Below are 21439 nucleotides of genomic sequence, written 5' to 3'. Positions count from 1 at the left end.
GGGCGACCAGGATCTTTAGCATTACTCGGCTTGAGTACCCGCGTAACCGCGCCCACTTCACTACGAGTTCCGTCGCGCGGCCGGTTACGTCAACGTTGACGTAGGAGGAGTCATGTCGCGCAGAGCGTTCGGTCTGACGGCGGTGGCGTTGCTGGCGCTGACAGTGGCGGCGTGCGGGAACGGCGGTGGTTCGTCGAGCGGCGCCACGCTGGTGGGCCTGGTGACGAAGACGGACACGAACCCGTTCTTCGTGAAGATGAAGGAGGGCGCGCAGCAGGCGGCCTCGTCGGCGGGGGCGACCGTGCAGTCGTTCGCGGGCAAGCAGGACGGCGACAACCAGTCGCAGGTGGACGCGATCGAGAACCTGATCGCCTCCGGCGCGAAGGGCATCCTGATCACGCCGAGCGACTCGAAGGCGATCGTGCCGTCGGTGGACAAGGCGCGGGCGGCGGGTCTGCTGGTGATCGCGCTGGACACGCAGCTGGAGCCGGCGAACGCGGCGGACGCGACGTTCGCGACCGACAACTACAAGGCCGGGTTGCTGATCGGGCAGTGGGCGAAGGCGAAGTTCACCAAGGAGGGCAAGCAGGCCAAGATCGCGCTGCTGGACCTCAACCCGAACCAGGTGTCGGTGGACGTGCAGCGCGACCAGGGTTTCCTGGAGGGTTTCGGCGTCGACGTGAAGGACAAGAACCGCATCGGTGACGAGGCCGATCCGCGGATCGTGGGCCACGACGTGACCGACGGCGCGCCGGAGGGTGGCCGCACGGCGATGGAGAACCTGCTGCAGAAGGATCCCGGCATCAACCTCGTCTACACGATCAACGAACCCGCGGCCGCTGGCGCGTACGAGGCGTTGAAGGCGGCGGGCAAGGAGAAGGACGTCGTGATCGTCTCGGTCGACGGCGGCTGTCCTGGCGTGAACAACGTCAAGGCAGGGGTGATCGGGGCGACGTCGCAGCAGTACCCGCTGAAGATGGCGCAGCTGGGCGTGGAGGCGGTGTCGAAGTTCGCGAAGGACGGCTCGAAGCCGCAGAACACCGACACGGGCGTCACGTTGATCACCGACCAGCCGGCTGACGGGGTGGAGTCGAAGGACTCGGCGTTCGGCCTGCAGAACTGCTGGGGCTGAGCGATGACAGCGGTGGTGGAGGAGCGGGATCGCTCGCTGCTGACCCGCGTGCAGCACGTGCTGCACGCGCAGGCCACGATCGGACCGGCGGTGGTGCTGCTGGCGTCGGTGATCGTGTTCGCGTTGCTGTCGGAGCGGTTCCTGACGCCGGGCAACATCTCGCTGATCCTGCAGCAGGTGGCGGTGGTCGGCACGCTCGCGGTCGGGCAGACGATCGTGATCCTGACGGCGGGGATCGACCTGTCGTGCGGCGCGATCATGGTGCTGACGTCGATCGTGATGGCGAAGGTGGCGTCCGAGACGGGGCTGCCGGGGTTGCCGGCGCTGCTGCTGGGGTTCCTGGTGGGCACGTTGTGCGGGCTGCTCAACGGGTTGCTGGTGACGCGGCTGAAGCTGCCGCCGTTCATCGTCACGCTGGGCACGCTGAACGTGTTCTTCGCGCTGAACCTCTGGTACTCGGCCAGTGCCACGATCCGCGGCTCGGACATGCCGTCGTTGCTGCTGTTCACGGGGCAGACGATCAACGTGGCCGGTACGCGCATCACCTACGGCTCGATCATGCTGGTGCTGCTGGTGGGCGCGATGGCGTTCGTGCTGAAGAACACCGCGTGGGGCCGGCACGTGTACTCCACGGGTGACGACCTCGAGGCCTCCCGGCTCTCGGGCATCCGGACGGCGCGGGTCCTGCTGTCGGTGTACGCGATGGCGGGGCTGATCTACGCGGTGGCGGCGTGGACGCTGATCGGCCGGATCGCCTCGGCGAGCCCGCAGGCGGGCCAGACCGACAACCTGGACTCGATCACCGCTGTCGTGATCGGCGGGACGTCGCTGTTCGGCGGCCGCGGCGCCGTGGTGGGGTCGCTGATCGGCGCGTTGATCGTCGGGGTGTTCCGCAATGGCCTGGCGCTCGCGGGCGTGGACGTGTTGTGGCAGACGATGGCGGTGGGTGTGCTGATCATCGTCGCGGTGTCGCTGGACCAGTGGATCAGGAAGGTGAAGGCATGACCACGCCGGTGGTGCAGGCCCGCGGCCTGGTCAAGCGGTACGGCAAGGTGACCGCGCTCGCGGGGTCGGACCTCGAGTTGCTGCCCGGTGAGATCCTCGCGGTGATCGGCGACAACGGCGCGGGCAAGTCGTCGCTGATCAAGGCCCTGTCCGGGGCGGTCATCCCGGACGAGGGCGAGATCTTCGTCGACGGTCAGCAGGTGTCGTTCTCGACGCCGATCGACGCACGCGAGGCCGGTATCGAGACCGTGCACCAGTCCCTGGCGGTGGCGCCGTCGCTCGACATCGCGGCGAACCTGTTCCTGGGCCGCGAACGCCGCCGCCCCGGCGTGCTGGGGTCGGTGTTCCGGATGCTCGACCGCAACGGCATGCGCGAGGAGGCCCGCCGCCAGCTCGACGCGCTGGGGATCATGACGATCCAGAACCCCGGCCAGGCGGTGGAAACCCTCTCCGGCGGCCAGCGCCAAGCCGTCGCGGTGGCACGGGCCGCGGCGTTCGGCAGCCGGGTCGTGATCATGGACGAACCGACCGCCGCCCTGGGTGTGCGGGAGTCGCGCGCGGTGCTGGACCTGATCCTGCAGGTGCGCGACCGCGGGTTGCCGGTGATCCTGATCAGCCACAACATGCCGCACGTGTTCGAGGTGGCCGACCGCATCCACATCCAGCGCCTCGGACGCCGCAAGGCGGTGGTGGACCCGAAGTCCGTGTCGATGTCGGACGCGGTGGCGATCATGACTGGCGCGATGGAACCGCCAGAGGACCAGGCCGTGGACCAGGCGGTTGATCAGGCCGCCGACTAGGCGGTGCCGAAGGGGTTGTCGATCACGTACCGCCACCGGCCGTCCGCGCCTCTGCGTGCGACGTCGGTGGCGGTGCCGGTCACCTCGCCGATGGTCCAGTCGACGATGAGCAGCGCGATGCCGTCGTGTTCGTAGACGTGCCTGGGCTTGACGTCGATGGGCAGGCCGAGGTCGAGAAACCGCTGGTTGGCGGCCTGCCTGGCGGCACCGGCGACGGTCTGGCCGGGCTGCGGGATGAACAGGCCGCCCGGTTCGTAGACGGCGGTGACGGCGTGGGGGTCTTTGGCGTTGAACGCGGCGGCGAAGTCGTGGGCGACACTGGACGGGTGCATGCCGACAGCGTTGCCCGTGCCGAAGTGGGTCACCAAACGGTGACCTGGGACCGTCCGACCGCGGACTGCCCGGTGGAGGTGGCGCTGGCGGCGATCAGTGGCCGGTGGGCGACGCTGGTGCTGCGGAATCTGATGCACGGGCCGCGGTCGTTCTCCGAGTTGCGCGCGGAGCTGCCGACGTTGAGCGCGAAGGTGCTGACCGAGCGACTGGACTCGTTGGTGGCGCAGGGAGTGGTGCGGTGTTCCCGCTCCCCCGGTTTCCCGGTGCGGACGTCGTATGCGCTGACGTCGAAAGGCTTGCTGCTGCGGCCACTGCTGGTGGAGCTGTACCGGACGGGTGAGGCGCTACTGGGTGAGACGCTACTGGGCGAGCTCGCGGATCACTGACTCCAGCGGCGCGATGACGTTGCGAGACAGCAGCAGTTCTTCCGAGACGAGCACCCTGTCGCGCTGGAGCCGCCGCCAGAACTGTCCCTCGACGGGGATCTGCAGGACGTCGAGGGAGAAGACCAGCCGGCGCCCCAGTTCCTCCTGGAGCTCGGTGACCACCTCGTGCAGCGAGGCCGAGAAGGTCCTGCGGACCTCGTCCCTGATGTAGGTGGACTGCAGTGACCGCGGGTCGCTCCATCGCGTGTAGGCGGCGCGCAGGTGGTCGGGAACACCGACCGGCTCGTGGCTGGACCCGGTGGCGCACTCGAGCCACCAGCGGTCCCAGCCCTGTGCGAGCCCCGGCACCTCGACGCCGGTCAGGCGCGGGACCGGCGGTGCCAGGCGCGGAATCGAGTCCGCCGTCGGTGTGCTGATGCCCAGTGCGTCACGGACGAACAGGGGAAACGTGCCGCCGTCGCCGCTCGAGATCACCCACGTGGAATCCTCCGTGAAGTTCATGCTCCACGGTAGCCCGCTCACAACGGCACGGCGTCCAAAGCCTTGTAGATGCGCTTGTCGCTGACGGTGTAGCGGGTGCCGATGGTCTGCGCGAAGTACGACAGCCGCAGTTCCTCGATCATCCACCGGATCTCGTCGAGCTCGGGCGCGGGCTCGTCGGCCGGGGTCTGCGCGCGCAGCTCCCGGTACTCGGCGTGGACCTGGTGCACCTTGGCGGTCCAGTCGAGGTCGCGGCGCGGGTTCTCCGGCAGTTTCTCGATGCGCCGCGAGATGCCCTTGAGGTACCGCACGAGGTCCGGCAGCCGGTCGTAGCCGGTGCGGGTCACGAATCCCTTGTACACCAACGAGTTCAGCTGGGCCCGGATGTCGGCCACCGAGTCCGGCGCGCCTTTCAGCCCGGTCAGTTTCAGCTCGGCCTCGTGGGCGGCTTCGAGGACTTTGCGGACTTCCTGGACGACGACCCAGGTGGTGTCGTTGAGCGCGGCCTGGACCTTCTTCAGTTGTGCCGCATAGGACTTGGCGTCCCACGCTGGTTCGCCCATGAGCCGGTCGACGGCGGCCATGATGCAGTCCGCGAGCAGGGCGGCGACTCCGCCGTGCGGGTTGCGGGTGAGGGCGAGTTTGGCGGCGTTGTCGAGGTGGCGTTGCAGGTGCTTGACCGGTGAGTTGATGCCCAGCAGCAACAGTCTGCGCACGCCGCGGCGGTGGGCGTAGGCCTGGCGGCCGGGGGTGTCGAGGACCTTGATCGCGACGGCCGAGCTCTGGTCCACCAGCGAGGGGTAGGCGGTGACGGTGATGCCGGACTGCCGTTGCTCGATGGTGCGGGGCAGCGCGTCGAAGTCCCACGTGGTGAGGCCGGTGCGTTCGAGGTGGCCGGCGGCCTGGCTGAGCGACTCGCGGACCTCGTCGCGCAGCTTCTCCTTGAGCGCGGCGATGTCCTTGCCCTCGGCGAGGGTGCGGTTCTGCTCGTCGACGACCTGGAACGTGAGCTTGAGGTGGTCGGGGACGGCGTCGAACTGCCAGTCCTCCCGCTGCACGGTGACGCCGGTGAGCGCTCTGAGTTCGCGTTCGACACCGGTCAGCAGGCTGGTGTCCTTGGGGTCGATGCGGGCGAGGACGGCGGTGGCGACGTCGGGGACGGGCACGAAGTTGCGGCGGATCTGCTTGGGCAGCGACCGGATCAGCGCGACGACGAGTTCGTGGCGCAGGCCGGGGATCTGCCACGAGAACGCGTCGTCGTCCAGGGCGGTGAGCGCGGGCAACGGCAGCTTGACGGTGATGCCGTCGTTCTTGGTGCCGGGTTCGAAGTGGTAGCTCAGCGGCAGCGTGAGCTCGCCCTGGCGCCACTGGTCGGGATAGGCGTCGGGGCTGACGTCGGCGCGGTCGTTGACCAGCATGTCCAAGGTGTAGGTGAGAAGGTTCTTGTCCTTCTGCTTCTTCCACCAGGAGTCGAAGTGCCGCGCGGAGACGACCTCGGCGGCGACCCGCTTGTCGTAGAACTCGTACAGCGTTTCCTCGTCGACGACGATGTCGCGCCGCCGTGCCCGGTTCTCGAGCTCGCCGACCTCTTCGAGCATCGCGCGGTTGGTGTGGAAGAACCGGTGGTGGGTGGTCCACTCCCCCTGCACGAGCGCGTGGCGGATGAACAGCTCACGGCTCAGTTCGGGGTCGATGCGGCCGTAGCTGACCTTGCGGCCGGCGACGATCGGCACGCCGTAGAGCGTGACCTTCTCCAGGGCGACGACGGAGCCGCGTTTGGTCTCCCAGTGCGGTTCGGAGTACTGGCGTTTGACGACGTGCTCGCCGAGCCGTTCGGCCCATTCGGGTTCGATCTTGGCGACGATGCGGCCCCACAGGCGGCTGGTCTCGACGAGTTCGGCGGCCATCACCCACTGCGGTGGTTTCTTCGCGAGCGCGGAGCCGGGGAAGATCGCGAACTTGGCGTTGCGGGCGCCGAGGAACTCGGTGAGGGGGCGGCGTTTCTCGTTCGGTGCCTGCTTCTTGAGGACGTCCTTGACGCCGATGTGGCTGAGCAATCCGGACAGCAGCGCGATGTGGATGTTGCGCGGCTCGCCGGGCTGTTCGTTGAGGTGCATGCCGATCTGCTTGGCGACCTGGCGCAGCTGCAGGTAGATGTCCTGCCACTCGCGCACGCGCAGGTAGTTGAGGAACTCGGCCTTGCAGCGCTTGCGGAACTGGTTGCCGCTCAGTTCCTTCTGCTGTTCCTTCAGGTACTGCCAGAGGTTGAGGAACGTGACGAAGTCGGATTCCTTGTCGACGAACCGCGCGTGTTGCTGGGTGGCGGCTTCCTGCTGGTCGGCGGGGCGTTCGCGGGGGTCCTGGATGGACAGTGCCGCGGCGATGATCATGACCTCTTTGAGGCAGCCGGTGGTGTCGGCTTCGAGGACCATGCGGCCCAGGCGGGGGTCGACGGGCAGCGCGGCGAGCTTGCGGCCGGTCGCGGTGAGCGTCTTCTCGGCGGCGTTGATCGCGCCGAGCTCCTGGAGCAGGCCGATGCCGTCGTTGATGTTGCGCGAGTCCGGCGGGTCGATGAACGGGAACGCCGCGACGTCGCCGAGGCCGATGTTGGTCATCTGCAGGATGACGCTGGCGAGGTTGGTGCGCAGGATCTCGGCGTCGGTGAACTCGGGCCGTGCCTCGAAGTCCTCTTCGGAGTACAGCCGGATGCAGATGCCCTCGCTGACGCGGCCGCAGCGGCCCTTGCGCTGGTTGGCGCTGGCCTGGCTGATGGGCTCGATCGGGAGGCGCTGGACCTTGAGGCGGTGGCTGTAGCGGGAGATGCGGGCGTTGCCGGGGTCGATGACGTACTTGATGCCCGGCACGGTGAGGCTGGTCTCGGCGACGTTGGTGGCGAGCACGACCCGCCGGCCGGTGTGGCGCTGGAACACCCGATGCTGCTCGCCGACGCTCAGTCGCGCGTAGAGCGGGAGGATCTCGGTGTTGCGGAGGTCCTCTTGCTTGAGGGCGTCGGCGGTGTCGCGGATCTCGCGTTCGCCGGACAGGAACACCAGCACGTCGCCGGGGCCTTCGGCCTGCAGTTCGTGGACGGCGTTGATGATGCCCTGGGTCTGGTCGTCGTCCTCGTCGAGCGGCCGGTAGCGGGTCTCGACGGGGTAGGTGCGGCCGGAGACCTCGATGATCGGGGCGTTCTCGAAGTGCTGGCTGAACCGCTGCGGGTCGATCGTGGCGGACGTGATCACGATCTTGAGGTCGGGGCGGCGCGGCAGGAGCTGTTTGAGGTAGCCGAGCAGGAAGTCGACGTTGAGGCTGCGTTCGTGGGCCTCGTCGATGATGATCGTGTCGTAGCGCGACAGCGTCCGGTCGGTCTGGATCTCGGCGAGCAGGATGCCGTCGGTCATGAGTTTGACCAGGGTGTCGTCACCGGACTGGTCGGTGAACCGGACCTTGTAGCCGACGGCGTCACCGAGCTTGGTGTTGAGCTCCTCGGCGACGCGCTCGGCGACGGTGCGCGCGGCGATCCGGCGCGGCTGGGTGTGCCCGATCTGGCCGATGACGCCGCGGCCCAGCTCCAGGCAGATCTTGGGCAGCTGGGTGGTCTTGCCGGACCCGGTCTCGCCGGCGACGATCACGACCTGGTGGTTCGCGATCAGCTCTTTGATGTCGTCCTTGTGCTGGCTGACCGGCAGTTCGGCCGGGTATGTGATCTTGGGAACGGACTCCCGGCGCACCTCGACCTTGAGGGCGGCCTCGTCGATCTCCGAGGCGATCTCCTCGGTGATCTTCTTGCGGGCGAGCGGGTCCTTGACCCTGCGTACGCCGTCGAGGCGCCTGGCGAGCCGGCGTTGATCACGCGGCATGAGCTCGGGCAGGCGTTTGTGCAGTTCAGCGAGCGGGGTGTCCATTTGGGGTCAAGGATAGACAGGACGTTCAAATCGTTCGCGCGAATAACTGTCAGACCCGCTCGCTAGCGTGACGGCATGGACGCCGGGGGTTTCTGGAGGCTGGTCGATCACGCCCGCGAGAGGGCGGTTGACCTGGACGAACGACGGGCGTGGCTGTCGGGGCGGCTGGCGTTGTTGCCGGCGGGTGAGATCGCCGACTTCGCGGTGCGGCTGGACGAGCAGCGCCGGCGGGTGGACACGTGGGCGCACTGGCAGGCGGCGACGCTGATCTGTCACGGGTTGTGCGGCATGGACTCGTTCTTCTACTTCCAGGCGTGGCTGGTCGGTCAGGGCCGGGAGGTGTTCGAGTCGGTCGTGTTGTCGCCGGACGCGCTGGCTTCCGTGCCGCAGGTTCAGCGCCTGGCGTCGTTGGGTGGCGTGGAGAACTGGCCGGATGCGGAGTGGCCGGACTGGGAGGCGCTGTACCGGGTGCCGGACGCGGCGTTCGAGGCGGTGTTCCCCGGTGAGCTGGACGAGCTGCTGGAGTCGCGGGGGCAGGTGCGGGCGTTCGACGTCTCGCCCGGTGGTGAGGACGTGGAGATGGAGGATCCGGCCGACATCGCGCGCCGGATTCCGCGGTTGTGGGCGTTGTTCGGAAAAGCGTCCTGATCCTCCGATCGGCGCATGCCGAAAATTGTCAGACCTTACCGATAACGTTGCGGGCATGGACCTCGACGTCTTCTGGGACCTGCTCGACGAGTCGGCTCACGTTACCTCTGACCAGCACGAACGCCGCTTGTGGCTGACCTCTCGGCTTGCCGCGCTGCTGCCGGGCGACATTGTCGGATTCGAGGTGCTGCTAAGCGCGACCCGTGGTCGGGTAAACACGTTCTCACACTGGCACGGCGCTTATGTTCTGTGTGATGGGTTGTGTTCGGCGGAGCAATTCTTCGCGTTCCAGTCGTGGCTGATCGGGCTGGGCCGCGGGGTGCTGGCCGAGGTGGCGTCGTGTCCGGACGCGTTGGCGGAGGTGCCGGCGGTGCGGACGTTGCTGGCGGTCGGCGCGGAGTCGTGGCCGGACGCGGCGTGGCCGTTGTGGGAGGGGCTGGAGCGGGTGACTCAGGACGCGTTCTTCGCCGCTACCGGGCGTTCGCTGGCTGCCGCGCTGGCGGTTCTGGGGTGTGTGCCGGTGACGGACGCGGGGCCGTTCTCGGGTGCGGTGTGGGATCTCGACTCGCCGTTGGAGGCCGCGGTGCGGTTGCCGCGGTTGTGGGAGCTGGCTCAGGGGTTCGAGGAGGCCGCCTGAACTGCGCCGGAAGCCGGGCTTCAAAAATTGTCAGACCCTCTCGCTAGCGTGCTTCGCATGGACCTGAACGCGTTCTGGGCCCTGGTCGAGAGGTCCGCCGTGGAGACCTCCGGGCAGGACGAGCGGCTGGAGTGGCTGACCGCCGCGCTGGCGGGCGAGGAAGCGTGTGAGTTCGCGCTGCGCCTGGACGAGGTGCGGCGGCGGGTGGACACGTGGGCGCACTGGCAGGCGGCGGACGTGATCTGCGGTGGGCTGTGCTCGGACGACGGGTTCTTCTACTTCCAGGCGTGGCTGGTCGGTCAGGGCCGGGAGGTGTTCGAGTCGGTGGCCCGGTCACCGGACGCGTTGGCGGACGTGCCGCACGTGCGGGTGCTGGCGTCGCGTGGTGGCGTGCACGCGTGGGCCGATGAGGAGTGGCCGGACTGGGAGGGCCTCGACTACGTGGCGGCCGAGGCGTTCGGCGGTGAGCTGGAGCCGGTGCTGGCGCGGCGCGGGCGTGAGGTGCTCACGTCGCCGGATCCGGCGGGTGAGCAGTGGGATTTCGCGGATCCGGCGGAGATCTCGGCGCGGGTTCCGCGGTTGGGCGCGTTGTTCGGGAAGGTGGCGTGATGGACGTCGAAGTCGATGGTCCAGCAGTGGATGGTCCAGCGGTGGATGTTCCCGTGGATGTCGCACTGGATGTGCGAGTAGATGTGCCGGTGGACGTGGTGGTGTGGCGGGCTCCTGGGCCGGCGTCGTTCGCGGAGGCGGCGGCCCGGTACGCGGAGTTGCGGTCCTCGCCGCTGGGCGCGTTCGACACGGCGGTGGCGGCGTTCGTGCGCGAGTTGCGGCAGACGTCACCGGATCCGTCGTCGGCGGTGTCGTGGAACGACGCGCTGACGGTGGGCACGGACGCGGTGATCGTGCACGTGGTGTGGCCGGGTCAGCGGCAGGTGCTGGATCTGGTGGCGTTGCTGGCGGCGCGGCACGGCCTGGTGTGTTACGAGCCGGCGCGCCAGGTGGCGATGTCCTGACGCAGCAGGGTTTTCGTGTCCTCGGGTGCGAAGGAGGCGTCGACGGCGTTGGTGGCGATCGCGGTGATGGTGTCGTCGTCGAAGCCGAGCACGTCGCGCAGCGCCTGGTACTCGCCGGTGAGCGTGGTGCCGGTCGAGGACGGGATGTCGGTGCTGAGCGTGACGGTCAGCCCGGCGTCCATCAACTGTGGCAACGGATGAGAGGAGAGTGAGTCGACCAGTCCCAGCGCGACGTTGGACGACGGACACGCTTCGAGCGGAATGGCGCGGTCCCGCAGCAGCGCGACGACCTCGGGGTCTTCGAGGGCGCGGAACCCGTGGCCGATCCGGTCGGCGAGCCCGACGGTCACGGCTTCGGCGACGCTCGGTGCCGCGCAGCATTCCCCGGCGTGGTGCACGAGCCCGATCCCGGCTTCTCGCGCGGCACGGAACACAGCGGCGAACGGCGTCAGCGGGTAGTCCTCCGCGCCCGCCATCCCGATCGCCACGACCTGTGGGTGCGTTGTCGCGAGCCGGAGCGAGGCCTCGAACCGTTCGACCGACCGCTTTCTGGGGTGGTCCACGATCACACGGCATTCGATGCCGTGGGCGGCCTGTCCTGCGGCGAGCCCGGACAACACCGCCTCGAGCGGCATGTCCGGATCCCCGAGCCGTTCTCCGTGCGCTGCCGCGGTGAACGTGACCTCGGCGTAACGGGTCCCCTGCGCTGCTTCCTCGGCGCAGAACTCGTACGCGATCCGGTGGAAGTCCTCGGCTCGCCGCAGGCAGTCCCGCACTGCCCCGTTGTGGGCGGCGAACTGCGTGAAGTCGTCGAACGGCCCGGTGTGCGCCCGCACGTCGACGCCGTGGTGGTCGGCGAGTTCGGTGAGGGTGTCCGCGCGCACGGTGCTTTCCAGGTGCACGTGCAGGTGGGCTTTGGGCAACGTCGCAAGATCACGCATGTGGCGCGACGCTACCCAGGCCCACCCGCGGGCGCCCGGCATTTTCCCCGTCGGTTACCCGGCGAGGAACCGCACGGCGCTGTCCATCTCGAACTCGGGAACGTCGTGGTGCCCGCCGGGGTTGGCGTGCAGCGTCTTCTGGCGGGCCCCGAAGGCGTCGAACAACGCCAACGCGGCGTCGCGGGCGATCAGCTGGTCGTCCCACTGCAGCAGGAACCGCAGCGGGACGGTCACCTGTGCCGCGGCTTTCGCGAGGCTGCCGGACGCGCCGACGAGTCCGAACACGGCCGCGCGGATGCGGGGTTCGGCGGCGACGAGCGGGATGCCGATGGCGCTGCCCATCGACATGCCCCAGAACCCGGTGCCGTCGCCGCTGATCTCGGGAAGGCCGAGCAGCGCGTCCAGCACGGACCGCCATTCCGGGATCGCTCGCGCCGCCAGCAGGGCGTTGTACTCGGACAGGAGCTCGGCGACGTCCTGGCCCGCGGCGATGCCGGAACGGATCTCGGCGATGAACCGGTCGTCCTGTGCTGATCGGGGCCGGTCGCCGTGACCTGGTGAGTCGAGGGTGACGACGGCGAGACCGGCCGCGACGCAACGTGAGGCGTGCTGCACCGAGCGGGGCGCTCGTTTGTGCTGGCCGCCGCCGTGGGCGCCGAGCACGAGTCGTGCCGGCCGGTCGGTGCCGGCCGGGGTCCAGAGGATGCCGGGAACACCGTCGTGGACGAACTCGCGTTCGGTGGTGCCGTTGGACGTGGATTCGGAGAGAAAGCGCATGGTCGTTCGCCTTTCGGGGTTGCTTGGAGCGCTCCCGTGGCGACGCGCGTCGAAGGCGTCAGGCCGTACGTGTGGAGGAGCGCCCACCTGGGTTCACCGCGTTGATGGGACTCACCTCCTCCGGCCTATCGCGTGTGGTGACCCTATCAAGCGGTGATCGCCTCCGTCGCCGGAATTGGCGGCGACAGGGGGCGGGTGGCGCTACTAGGTTTTGGTGTCATGCCTGATGTTGTGCAGACGCGCCACGGCGCGACGGTCCTGATGTGCGCGGCGGACGGGCCGCCGATCACCGACGAGCAGTCCGCTGTGGACCTGATCGGCACGTTGTGGGGTCAGGACGTGCAGTGGCTGGTGTTGCCGGCACAGCGGTTGACCGAGGACTTCTTCGTGTTGCGCACGCGGGTGGCGGGCGCGGTGGTGCAGAAGTTCCAGCAGTACGGGTTCCGTGTGGTGGTGGTCGGGGACATCGCCGGGTATGTCGAGGCCAGCACCGCGTTGCGCGACTTCGTGTACGAGTCGAACAAGGGCCGGCAGCTGTGGTTCGTCGCGGACGAGGCGGAGCTGGACGCGCGGCTGCGGGCGGCCGCCTGATGAACGTCGTGCGTTCGTTGTCGAACCACGCCGGTCCGCGCCGCTCGCCGCAGGAGGTGTTGCGGCGGTTGACCGAGTGGATGACGCCGGGGGTCGAGCCGGAGGATCCGGTGCGGGAGCTGGAGGAACGGGTCGCGGGCCTGCTGGGCAAGCCACGCGCGCTGTTCTTCCCGTCGGGGACGATGGCGCAGCAGGCCGCACTGCGGGTGCATGCCGAGCGGACGGGCCGGCACGCGTTCGCGGGACATCCGCAGACGCACCTGCACGTGTGGGAGAACCAGGGCTACAGCGCGGTGCACGGCTTGAGGTTCCATCCCGCGGGTGATCGCCACGCGCTGCTCACCCTCGACGACCTGAAGACCGTCGGTGAACCGCTGGCGGCGGTGGTGATCGAGCTGCCGCAGCGGGACATCGGCGGCCGGCTGCCCGCGTTCGAGGACCTCCAGGCGCAGACCAGATGGGCCCGCGAGCGGGGTGCGGCGGCGCATTGTGACGGTGCGCGGCTGTGGGAGGCCCAGACCGGGTACGACGCGTCGCTGGCGGAGATCGCGGGCCTGTTCGACACGGTGTACGTGTCGCTCTACAAAGGACTCGAAGGCGCTCGGGGTGCGGTGCTCGCCGGTGACGCGGAGCTGATAGAGCACGCGGCGGTGTGGCGGCGCAGGCTGGGCGGGGCGATCGTGGACGCGTGGCCGCTGGCGGCGATCGCGTTGATGGGCATGGACGAGAACCTGCCGAGGATGCGCGAGTTCCAGGCCCACGCGCGGGCGCTGGCGAAGGCGATCAACGACGACGGGTTCGCGCACACCACACCGGAAGTGCCGGCCACTCCCCTGTTCCACGTCCACCTGCCGATGTCCCGGCACGACGCCGAGCAGGCCGCGCGCAACCTCGCGGAGGACACGGGGATCAAGCTGTTCCTGTACGTGCGGTCCAATCCCGATCCGCGCCGGTGCGCGTTCGAGGTGAGCGTGGGGATCAACGCGCTGGACTTCGCGCCGCGGGAGGTCGCGGAGTTGATCAGAGGACTACCATCGCGGGTGTGAGCCTGCCCGAACCCGTCCAGCACGCGCTGGTCAGGGTCTCGCACTCGGTGCTGATCGACGTCGACGCGCTCGCGAGGGTGCGCGAGCGGTTCGACGACGAGCAGGCGGCCTCGCTGAGCCACTACCTGCGCAGTGCGCAGTCGCCGAACACGGTGCGGGCGTACCGGTCGGACTGGATCGCGTGGGCGGGCTGGTGCCAGGCCGAGGAACGGCAGGCGTTGCCGGCGGACCCGCTGGACGTGGCGGTCTACCTGGCGGCCGCGGCGGACACCGTCAAACCTGATGGGTCGCCGGCGTTCGGGGCGTCGACATTGGAACGCAAGTCGGCGGCGATCTCGGCGGTGCACGCGGCGAACGGGTTGCCGAGCCCGACGCGCAGTGATGTCGTGCGGCTGACGTTGCGAGGTATCCGCCGCAGCCGCAAGGCACAGCCCAAGCGCAAACGGCCCGTGCTGCTCGACACGCTGGAAGCATTGCTGAACGAACGGCCGCAGGACGGTCCGGCGCGCGCGAGGGACGCCCTGTTGTTGTTGGTGGGGTTCGCCGGCGCGTTGCGCAGAAGTGAGCTGGCGCAGGTCGAGTTCGAGGACGTGAGCGTGGACGTGGATCCGCGCACGCACGAGCCGTTGCTGCTGATCCGGCTGGGGACGACGAAGACCGACCAGACGGGCAAGCACCAGCAGTCGGTGGTGCTGCCGCGCGGGAGCCGCCGGCCGACGTGCCCGGTGTGCGCGTTCGCGGACTGGGCGGACGTGCTGGACGGCAAGGAGATCACCGAGACCGGCCTGCACCGGTGCCACGGCTACGACATGACCCGCCGGACCGGCGCGGTGTTCCCGGTGGTGAACCGGCACGGCGGCATCGGGACCAAGGCGATGTCGGGGCGTGCGGTGGCGGAGCTGGTGAAGCGGTACGCGCTGAAGGCGGGGCTGGATCCGGCGTTGTTCGGCGGGCATTCGCTGCGGGCGGGGTTCGCGACGCAGGCGGCACTGGGCGGTGCGAGTGACCGGGAGATCATGCGGCAGGGCCGGTGGACGAATCCGCGGACGGTGCACCGCTACATCCGGACCGCGAACCCGCTCGAGGACAACGCCGTGACCCGCCTGGGCCTGTGATCTTGTGACCCAGGTCTCAGCGCGGGCGGTTAACTCTAAACAAGATCCCCTCCGGTAGGGCTGCACCAACCGGAGTAGTGGACTGGGCCATCGGCAGTGCCGAACCCGGAAGTTTCCGTTGTGTTTCCACGGTGGTTGAGCTGCTCTTTTGTTCCACCATTCGGGCAAATCCTGATCTCCTGACCAGCGGAGCAGCTCAATTCGTGAAGCAATCTCGCATTCTGGGAGTGGCTGGTCGCATGCACTGAGAGCAATACGATCACCACGCCCGGTCATCGACGATGGTCGGGATGTTCCACGGTGTTCGACCCGGCACCCCTGTAACGCCGGGCCGCTCACTCCCTGCACCGGAACAAGGAGCGTTCATGAAGCGCAAAACCATGGGCATCACCACCGCCCTGGTGTCCGCGGCGGCCCTGGCCGCCACGGGCACGTTCGGAGCCAGCGCGGCCGAGCAGGCGGGGACGATCTCCACCGCCCTCGGCCTGTCCGGCGGTGAGCAGCTCGTCCCCCGCGACGTCGTGCGCGACGCCGACGGCACGCACCACCTCCGGTTCGACCGCACCCTCAACGGCTTGAAGGTCATCGGCGGCGACCTCGTCGTCACGCAGAAGGCCGGCGAGCTCAGCAGCGTCGTCAAGGCGACCGAGGCCTCCCTCGCCGGCCTCGACACCTCGGCGCCCGCCACCGCACAGGCCGACGCGAAGCTCGTGGTGTTCGCACTCGACCACGCGCCCGTGCTGGCGTGGGAGACCGTCAAGCACAGCGTCAAGGAAGACCAGACGCCCAGCGAGCTGCACACGTTCACCGACGCCAAGACCGGTGAGACGCTGCTGTCCTACGACGACATCCACGTCGCCGAGGGCACCGGCCAGTCCACCTTCAGCGGCACCGTCGCGCTGAGCACGACCCAGTCGGGATCGACGTTCCAGCTCAAGGACCCCGCCCGCGGCAACCAGGCCGTCAACAACCTCAACAACGGCTCGGGCACCGGCACACTGTTCACCGACGCCGACAACAAGTGGGGCAACGGCACCTACACCGACAAGGCCACCGCCGGTGTCGACGCGGCGTTCGGCGCCGCGAAGACGTGGGACTACTACAAGAACATCCACGGCCGAAGCGGCATCAAGAACAACGGTGTGGGCGCGCTGAGCAAGGTCCACTACGGCAACAACTACAGCAACGCGTTCTGGAGCGACTCCTGCTTCTGCATGACCTACGGCGACGGAGCCCAGAACCGCAAGCCGCTGACCTCGCTCGACGTCGCCGCGCACGAGATGTCGCACGGCGTCACCTCGGCCACCGCCGGCCTGGTCTACTCCGGTGAGTCCGGCGGCCTCAACGAGGCCACCAGCGACATCTTCGGCTCCACCACGGAGTTCTACGCCGCCAACGCCACTGACGCCGGCGACTACCTGATCGGCGAGAAGATCGACATCCGCGGCGACGGCAAGCCGCTGCGCTACATGGACAAGCCCTCCAAGGACGGCAAGAGCCTCGACTACTGGTCCTCCACCGCGGGCAACGTCGACGTGCACTACTCCTCAGGCATCGCCAACCACTTCTTCTACCTGCTCTCCGAGGGCAGCGGCCAGAAGACGATCAACGGCGTCGCCTACGACTCCCCCACCGCCGACGGCCAGCCCGTCACCGGCATCACCCGCGCCAAGGCCGAGAAGATCTGGTACCGCGCCCTCACCACCAAGTTCACCTCCAGCACCAAGTACGCCGCCGCCCGCACCGGAACCCTCGCCGCCGCGGCCGACCTCTACGGCGCCTCGTCGCCCGAGTACGCGGCGGTCAACCGGGCCTGGGCCGCGGTGAACGTCAAGTAGCCGGCCCGCCCCACGAGCGCCGAGGCCCGGACCGACCCCCTGCACGGTCCGGGCCTCGGCAAACCCCTGTCTCAGCGCCCCTGCCTCAGGGCTTCAGATCGGTCGCCGCCAGGAACGACCCGTCCATGTAGAACGGCACCGACTGGTGCTCGTGCGTGACGAGCCACCGCCCGTCACGCCGCCGCAGCCCCACGGTCGTGCGCATCCACATCGAGAACCCCTCCGGATATCCCACCGGCACCGCGGCCATCCGCGACAACCCGTGCACGAACGCCACGTCACCGGACACGACGATCTCCAGGTCACGGTGCTCGATGGTGATCGGCCCGTCGAACCCCGCCATCCACCCGGCCAGCGCCTCCGGGTCACGGGCGTCCAGACCGGTGTTGCGCAGCGGCGGGGCCAGCGTGAACGTCACCGCGTCCTCCGCGTACCGCGCGACGATCCGGGACGGCGACCGCTCCCGCATGCCCTCCACGAACTCGGTGAACAACGCGCGGATCGCGACCTCGTCCTGAACCAGCCTGTGCGTCATCTCGAAACCCTCCGTCAAGTTGGCTGACACACCGATGTCGAGACACGACCCGCGGTCTCGACATGGCGGTGAGAAGATTTTTTCGAGCCGACGAGATGGAGGCCGGGAGTGAAGTACCTGATCCTGATCTACAGCAACCCGAAGTCGCGGGCCGCGTGGGAGAAGCTGACCGACGAGCAGCAGATGAAGTTCGGCCAGGACCACTACGACCTCAGCGACAAACTGCGCGCGTCCGGGGAGCTGATCGTCAGCGAGGGCCTGCCAGGACCTGAGACCGGCAAGGGCGTGAGCATCCGCGACGGCGAGGTCGTGGTCACCGACGGGCCGTTCGCCGAGGCCAAGGAATACCTCGCCGGGTTCTACCTGGTCGAGGCCGACACCATCGACCAGGTCATCGCCCACGCCGCCACCCTGCCCGACGCCCACAACGACGGCATCGAGGTCCGGCCGGTGTGGGACATGTCGATGCTGGACGACATGTGACGCCTCACCTGGAGGGCCTGCTGCGCGAACTCGCGCCGCAGGTCCTCGGCGTGCTCGTGCGACGCCACGGCCAGTTCGACGTGTGCGAGGACGCCGTGCAGGAAGCCCTGCTCGGCGCCGCCCAGCAGTGGCCGGTCGAGGGCATCCCGGACAACCCCAAGGGCTGGCTCATCACCGCGGCCAGCCGCCGCTGGATCGAGCAGTACCGGTCCGACACCGCACGACGTCAGCGCGAGGAGAAGGTCGTCGCGCTCACCCCCGCACCGCCGGACCCGGCGCCGGCCCAGGACGACACGCTCACGATCCTCGCGATGTGCTGCCACGAAAGCCTCACCACGGCCTCGCAGATCGCCCTCACTCTCAGGGCCGTCGGCGGGTTGACCACGGCGGAGATCGCGCGGGCGTTCCTCGTGCCGGAAGCCACCGTCGCGCAACGGATCAGCCGCGCGAAGCAGAAGGTCAAAGGCGCCAAGTTCCGCGCACCACACGACCTCACCGCGGTCCTGCACGTGCTGTACCTGATCTTCACCGAGGGCTCGACCGCCAGCTCGGGCGACGACCTCGTCCGAGTCGACCTCACCGCCGAGGCGATCCGGCTGACCCGTCAGCTGCACCGCAGACGACCCCAGGACGGTGAACTGAGCGGGTTGCTCGCGTTGATGCTGCTCACCGACGCACGCCGGCCCGCCCGCACCGACGAACAGGGCGCGTTGATCCCACTCGCGGAACAGGACCGCGCCAAGTGGGACCCGCAGGCCATCGCGGAGGGCACGGAACTCATCCAGAACGCCCTCAACACCGCGAAAATCGGCCCGTACCAGCTGCAGGCGGCGATCGCGGCCGTCCACGCCGACGCGAAAACCGCCGACGACACCGACTGGCACGAGATCCTCGGCCTCTACGAGCTGCTCACCGTCACCGCGCCCGGCCCGATGGTCGCGCTCAACCGGATCGTCGCCGTCGCCATGGTCCACGGCCCGCAGCAGGCACTCGACGAACTGTCCACACTGGACCTCGACCACTACCGCGTGCACGCCGTGAAAGCACATCTCCTTGACCTGCAAGGAGAAAACGACGCGGCGAAACTGGAGTACGAGAAGGCGGCCAAGCGGACGCTGAGCGTGCCGGAGCGGCGCTACCTCAGCTCCCGGTCGCGCCACCCACGGTAGCGTCCGACGACGGCTCCTCCTGCGGCGGCGCCGCAGGCACCACACCCGCCAGATCGCCCCCGTTGTCGTTGACCCGCAACACGAACGGCCGCGTCTGCGTGTACTGGACGACGGAGATCGAGCACGGATCGACGACGATGCGCTGGAAACCGTCCAGGTGCACGCCCAGAGCGTCGGCGAGCACGGCCTTGATCACGTCACCGTGCGAGCACAGCACCCACACCGCACCAGGACCGTGTTCCGCGGTGATCCGGGCATCATGCGCGCGCACAGCCGCCACCGCACGAGCCTGCACGTGCGCGAGACCCTCACCCTCGGGAAACACAGCGGCGGAAGGATGCTGCTGCACAACAGCCCACAACGGCTCGTTGAACAGGTCCTTCAACGCCTTGCCGGTCCACGCGCCGTAGTCCACTTCGGACACGTCCGGCTCCGCCACCGCCGCCAGCGAACGATCCGCCAGCAACGGCGCCAACGTCTCCTCACACCGCTGCAAAGGAGACGACACCACCGCCGCGACCGGAATGTCCTTCAACCGGCCCACCAGAGCCGCGGCCTGAGCCTGACCGCGTTCGTCCAACCCGACCCCGAGAGATCGCCCGGCGAGCACACCGGAACCGTTGGCGGTCGAACGAGCATGTCGAAGCAGGATCACCGTGGCCACGGCACCCACCTTAGATCGGCTGCAGCAACCCCATCGACAGCAGCCCCATCAGCACGAGACCCAGCATCAACCGGTACCACACGAACGCCGAGTAAGAATGCTTCGAAACGTACTTCAGCAACCACGCGATCGTCGCGTAACCCACCACGAACGAGATCAGCGTCGCCACGATCATCTGCGGAATCGACGCCTGCTCGCCACCACCCGAGCGCTCCAGCACGTCCGGGATCGAGAACAACCCCGCCCCGAACACCGCCGGAATCGCCAGCAGGAACGAGTACCGGGCCGCCGCCTCCCGGTTCAACCCCAGGAACAGACCCGCGGTCAGCGTGCCACCGGAGCGGGACACGCCCGGGATGAGCGCCAGCGCCTGCGCCAGCCCCATCCCGATCGCGTCCTTCATCCGCAGCTCGTCACGCTGCTGCTTGGCCAGATGATCCGCCAGACCGAGCAGCAGACCGAACACCACCAGCATCGTCGCCGTGATCCACAGGTTCCGCGCCGACGTCCGGATCTCGTCCTTCAACAGGTAACCGAGAACAGAGATCGGCACGGAACCGATGATCACGTACCAGGCGAGCTTGTAGTCCTTCTCCTTGCGCGCCTCCGCGCTGAAGAGGCCGCGGAACCAGGCGGAGATGAACCGCCCGATGTCCTTGGCGAAGTAGATCAGCACCGCCACCTCGGTACCCAGCTGGATGACCGCGGTGAACGAAGCGCCCGCGTCGTTGCCGAAGAACAGCGTCGACGTGATGCGCAGGTGCGCACTGCTGGAAATCGGCAGGAATTCCGTCAGTCCTTGGACCAGTCCGAGGACCAGAGCCTGCAACCAGCTCAACTACCCACTCCTGCCAGATCCAAAGCTTCGGCCGCGGTGCGAAGGCCCGCGATCCCCTGCTCGAGATCTTGCAGCATCGGCGAAACGGACAGCGTGGTGACCCCCGCGGCAGCGAGCGCCTTCATCTTGTCTGCTATGCGCTCCTTCGGGCCCAGCAACGACGTCGCGTCCAGGAACTCCAGCGGAATCGCGGCCATCGCACCCGCGTAGTCACGCGCCAGGTACTTCTCCTGGATCTCCTCGGCCTGAGCCGGGAAACCCATGCGCACCATCAGGTTGTTGTAGAAGTTCTGCTTGCGGCTGCCCATACCGCCCACGTACAGCGCCGTGTACGCACGAACCGGGTCAGCACACGCCTTCCAGTCCTCACCGACGATCAACGGAACGGTCGGCACGACGTCGAAACCGTCCATCGTCTTGCCGGCCTTCTCCCGACCGGCCTTCACACTCGCCAGCGACTCCGCCGAGTACTCGGGCGAGAAGAAGATCGCCAACCAGCCGTCCGCGATCTCACCCGTCAGCTCCAGGTTCTTCGGACCCACAGCGGCCAGGTAGATCGGAATCTGGTCCCGCACCGGATGCACCGTCAGCTGCAACGCCTTACCAGGACCATCCGGGAGCGGCAGCGTGTAGTGCTCACCCTCATAGCGCAGCTTCTCGCGCGAGAGAGCCTTCTTCACGATCTCCACGTACTCACGCGTGCGCGCCAACGGCTTGTCGAACCGCACACCGTGCCAGCCCTCCGACACCTGCGGACCCGACACGCCGAGACCCATCCGGAACCGGCCACCGGACAACGTGTCCAAAGTGGCCCCGGTCATCGCCGCCATCGCCGGCGTCCGCGCCGGAATCTGGAAGATCGCGCTACCGACGTCAATCCGTTCGGTCTGCGCGGCCACCCACGCGAGCACCGTCGGCGCATCGGAACCGTAGGCCTCCGCGGCCCACACCACCGAAAAGCCGAGCCGGTCGGCCTCTTTGGCCAGCTCAAGGTTCGCGGCGTCGTTGCCGGCGCCCCAGTATCCGAGGTTCAATCCGAGCTTCACGAGCCGTGACCCTACCGGTCAGTAACACCGATTGCCAGGCTCAGCCGATGATCACCC

Annotated in this window: 23 protein-coding genes; 14 read left to right on the top strand and 9 right to left on the bottom strand. The window is 68.3% G+C overall.

Annotated features, from left to right (window positions below):
- The first annotated feature begins 112 nt into the window (after positions 1-112).
- The 3 genes from ACWGE0_RS00570 to ACWGE0_RS00560 are packed head-to-tail and all read left to right on the top strand — an operon-like array spanning position 113 to position 2937.
- The gene (locus tag ACWGE0_RS00570; RefSeq protein WP_452258743.1) at positions 113-1132 is read left to right on the top strand and encodes a substrate-binding domain-containing protein; all 1020 of its coding nucleotides are present in this window, start codon (positions 113-115) and stop codon (positions 1130-1132) included.
- Positions 1133-1135: 3 nt separating this feature from the next.
- The gene (locus ACWGE0_RS00565; RefSeq protein ID WP_452258742.1) at positions 1136-2137 is read left to right on the top strand and encodes an ABC transporter permease; all 1002 of its coding nucleotides are present in this window, start codon (positions 1136-1138) and stop codon (positions 2135-2137) included.
- Entirely contained in the window at positions 2134-2937 is an 804-nt protein-coding gene (locus ACWGE0_RS00560) for an ATP-binding cassette domain-containing protein (protein ID WP_452258741.1), read from the top strand. The genes ACWGE0_RS00565 and ACWGE0_RS00560 overlap by 4 nt, the downstream gene beginning before the upstream one ends.
- On the opposite strand, the gene ACWGE0_RS00555 is transcribed toward ACWGE0_RS00560, so the two are convergent.
- Positions 2934-3302 (bottom strand): YybH family protein, encoded by a 369-nt coding sequence (locus ACWGE0_RS00555; RefSeq protein WP_452258740.1) that lies wholly within the window; start codon positions 3300-3302, stop codon positions 2934-2936. The two genes, ACWGE0_RS00560 and ACWGE0_RS00555, sit on opposite strands and share 4 nt — an antisense overlap.
- A gap of 6 nt (positions 3303-3308) precedes the next feature.
- On the opposite strand from ACWGE0_RS00555, the gene ACWGE0_RS00550 reads away from it, so the two are divergent.
- Entirely contained in the window at positions 3309-3656 is a 348-nt protein-coding gene (locus ACWGE0_RS00550) for a winged helix-turn-helix transcriptional regulator (RefSeq protein ID WP_452258739.1), read from the top strand.
- Here ACWGE0_RS00550 and ACWGE0_RS00545 read toward each other — a convergent pair.
- Together ACWGE0_RS00545 and hrpA are read right to left on the bottom strand one after the other, a co-directional pair.
- The gene (locus ACWGE0_RS00545) at positions 3630-4157 is read right to left on the bottom strand and encodes a hypothetical protein (RefSeq protein ID WP_452258738.1); all 528 of its coding nucleotides are present in this window, start codon (positions 4155-4157) and stop codon (positions 3630-3632) included. The genes ACWGE0_RS00550 and ACWGE0_RS00545 overlap by 27 nt on opposite strands.
- Before the next feature lie 17 nt (positions 4158-4174).
- Positions 4175-8041 carry an ATP-dependent RNA helicase HrpA gene (gene hrpA, locus ACWGE0_RS00540; protein WP_452258737.1) on the bottom strand — a complete coding sequence of 1289 codons (3867 nt, stop codon included), beginning with the start codon at positions 8039-8041 and terminating at the stop codon, positions 4175-4177.
- A 75-nt stretch (positions 8042-8116) separates the two neighbouring features.
- On the opposite strand from hrpA, the gene ACWGE0_RS00535 reads away from it, so the two are divergent.
- From ACWGE0_RS00535 to ACWGE0_RS00520, 4 genes are read left to right on the top strand one after another with little or no spacing between them, the layout of a single operon-like run.
- Positions 8117-8689, top strand: coding sequence for a DUF4240 domain-containing protein (locus ACWGE0_RS00535; RefSeq protein WP_452258736.1), 573 nt, complete (start codon positions 8117-8119; stop codon positions 8687-8689).
- A 55-nt stretch (positions 8690-8744) separates the two neighbouring features.
- Positions 8745-9326: a DUF4240 domain-containing protein gene (locus tag ACWGE0_RS00530; protein WP_452258735.1), complete on the top strand. Its 582-nt coding sequence runs from the start codon at positions 8745-8747 to the stop codon at positions 9324-9326.
- Between the two features lie 57 nt (positions 9327-9383).
- Entirely contained in the window at positions 9384-9935 is a 552-nt protein-coding gene (locus ACWGE0_RS00525) for a DUF4240 domain-containing protein (protein ID WP_452258734.1), read from the top strand.
- A gap of 53 nt (positions 9936-9988) precedes the next feature.
- Positions 9989-10339: a hypothetical protein gene (locus ACWGE0_RS00520; protein ID WP_452258733.1), complete on the top strand. Its 351-nt coding sequence runs from the start codon at positions 9989-9991 to the stop codon at positions 10337-10339.
- Here the strand turns inward: ACWGE0_RS00520 and add are convergent.
- Together add and ACWGE0_RS00510 are read right to left on the bottom strand one after the other, a co-directional pair.
- The gene (add, locus tag ACWGE0_RS00515; RefSeq protein WP_452258732.1) at positions 10306-11280 is read right to left on the bottom strand and encodes an adenosine deaminase; all 975 of its coding nucleotides are present in this window, start codon (positions 11278-11280) and stop codon (positions 10306-10308) included. The two genes, ACWGE0_RS00520 and add, sit on opposite strands and share 34 nt — an antisense overlap.
- A gap of 54 nt (positions 11281-11334) precedes the next feature.
- Positions 11335-12057: an alpha/beta hydrolase gene (locus ACWGE0_RS00510; protein ID WP_452258731.1), complete on the bottom strand. Its 723-nt coding sequence runs from the start codon at positions 12055-12057 to the stop codon at positions 11335-11337.
- 219 nt (positions 12058-12276) lie between these two features.
- On the opposite strand from ACWGE0_RS00510, the gene ACWGE0_RS00505 reads away from it, so the two are divergent.
- The 4 genes from ACWGE0_RS00505 (at position 12277) to ACWGE0_RS00490 (ending at position 16647) form a co-directional block, all read left to right on the top strand.
- The gene (locus ACWGE0_RS00505; RefSeq protein WP_452258730.1) at positions 12277-12648 is read left to right on the top strand and encodes a DUF4180 domain-containing protein; all 372 of its coding nucleotides are present in this window, start codon (positions 12277-12279) and stop codon (positions 12646-12648) included.
- Positions 12648-13694 (top strand): threonine aldolase family protein, encoded by a 1047-nt coding sequence (locus tag ACWGE0_RS00500; protein WP_452258729.1) that lies wholly within the window; start codon positions 12648-12650, stop codon positions 13692-13694. The genes ACWGE0_RS00505 and ACWGE0_RS00500 overlap by 1 nt, the downstream gene beginning before the upstream one ends.
- The gene (locus ACWGE0_RS00495; protein WP_452258728.1) at positions 13691-14809 is read left to right on the top strand and encodes a site-specific integrase; all 1119 of its coding nucleotides are present in this window, start codon (positions 13691-13693) and stop codon (positions 14807-14809) included. The genes ACWGE0_RS00500 and ACWGE0_RS00495 overlap by 4 nt, the downstream gene beginning before the upstream one ends.
- Positions 14810-15174: 365 nt before the next feature.
- Positions 15175-16647 carry a M4 family metallopeptidase gene (locus tag ACWGE0_RS00490; protein ID WP_452258727.1) on the top strand — a complete coding sequence of 491 codons (1473 nt, stop codon included), beginning with the start codon at positions 15175-15177 and terminating at the stop codon, positions 16645-16647.
- 85 nt (positions 16648-16732) lie between these two features.
- Here the strand turns inward: ACWGE0_RS00490 and ACWGE0_RS00485 are convergent, their stop codons facing one another.
- Entirely contained in the window at positions 16733-17182 is a 450-nt protein-coding gene (locus ACWGE0_RS00485) for a YybH family protein (protein WP_452258726.1), read from the bottom strand.
- 108 nt (positions 17183-17290) lie between these two features.
- Here ACWGE0_RS00485 and ACWGE0_RS00480 point away from each other — a divergent pair, with 108 nt between their 5' ends.
- Together ACWGE0_RS00480 and ACWGE0_RS00475 are read left to right on the top strand one after the other, a co-directional pair.
- Positions 17291-17665, top strand: coding sequence for a YciI family protein (locus ACWGE0_RS00480; protein WP_452258725.1), 375 nt, complete (start codon positions 17291-17293; stop codon positions 17663-17665).
- Positions 17662-18834, top strand: coding sequence for an RNA polymerase sigma factor (locus ACWGE0_RS00475; RefSeq protein ID WP_452258724.1), 1173 nt, complete (start codon positions 17662-17664; stop codon positions 18832-18834). Before ACWGE0_RS00480 ends, ACWGE0_RS00475 begins: the two co-directional genes overlap by 4 nt.
- Here ACWGE0_RS00475 and ACWGE0_RS00470 read toward each other — a convergent pair.
- The 3 genes from ACWGE0_RS00470 to ACWGE0_RS00460 are packed head-to-tail and all read right to left on the bottom strand — an operon-like array spanning position 18806 to position 21382.
- Positions 18806-19498: a histidine phosphatase family protein gene (locus ACWGE0_RS00470; protein WP_452258723.1), complete on the bottom strand. Its 693-nt coding sequence runs from the start codon at positions 19496-19498 to the stop codon at positions 18806-18808. The two genes, ACWGE0_RS00475 and ACWGE0_RS00470, sit on opposite strands and share 29 nt — an antisense overlap.
- A gap of 10 nt (positions 19499-19508) precedes the next feature.
- Complete coding sequence (locus ACWGE0_RS00465) at positions 19509-20336, bottom strand: undecaprenyl-diphosphate phosphatase (protein ID WP_452258722.1); 828 nt, start codon at positions 20334-20336, stop codon at positions 19509-19511.
- Positions 20333-21382 (bottom strand): LLM class F420-dependent oxidoreductase, encoded by a 1050-nt coding sequence (locus tag ACWGE0_RS00460; protein WP_452258721.1) that lies wholly within the window; start codon positions 21380-21382, stop codon positions 20333-20335. The genes ACWGE0_RS00465 and ACWGE0_RS00460 overlap by 4 nt, the downstream gene beginning before the upstream one ends.
- Positions 21383-21439: the final 57 nt, after the last annotated feature.

It is taken from the genome of Lentzea sp. NPDC054927, assembly GCF_053610285.1.
Note: the sequence above shows the minus strand (reverse complement) of the source record. Positions and strands in the feature narration are given on the sequence as shown.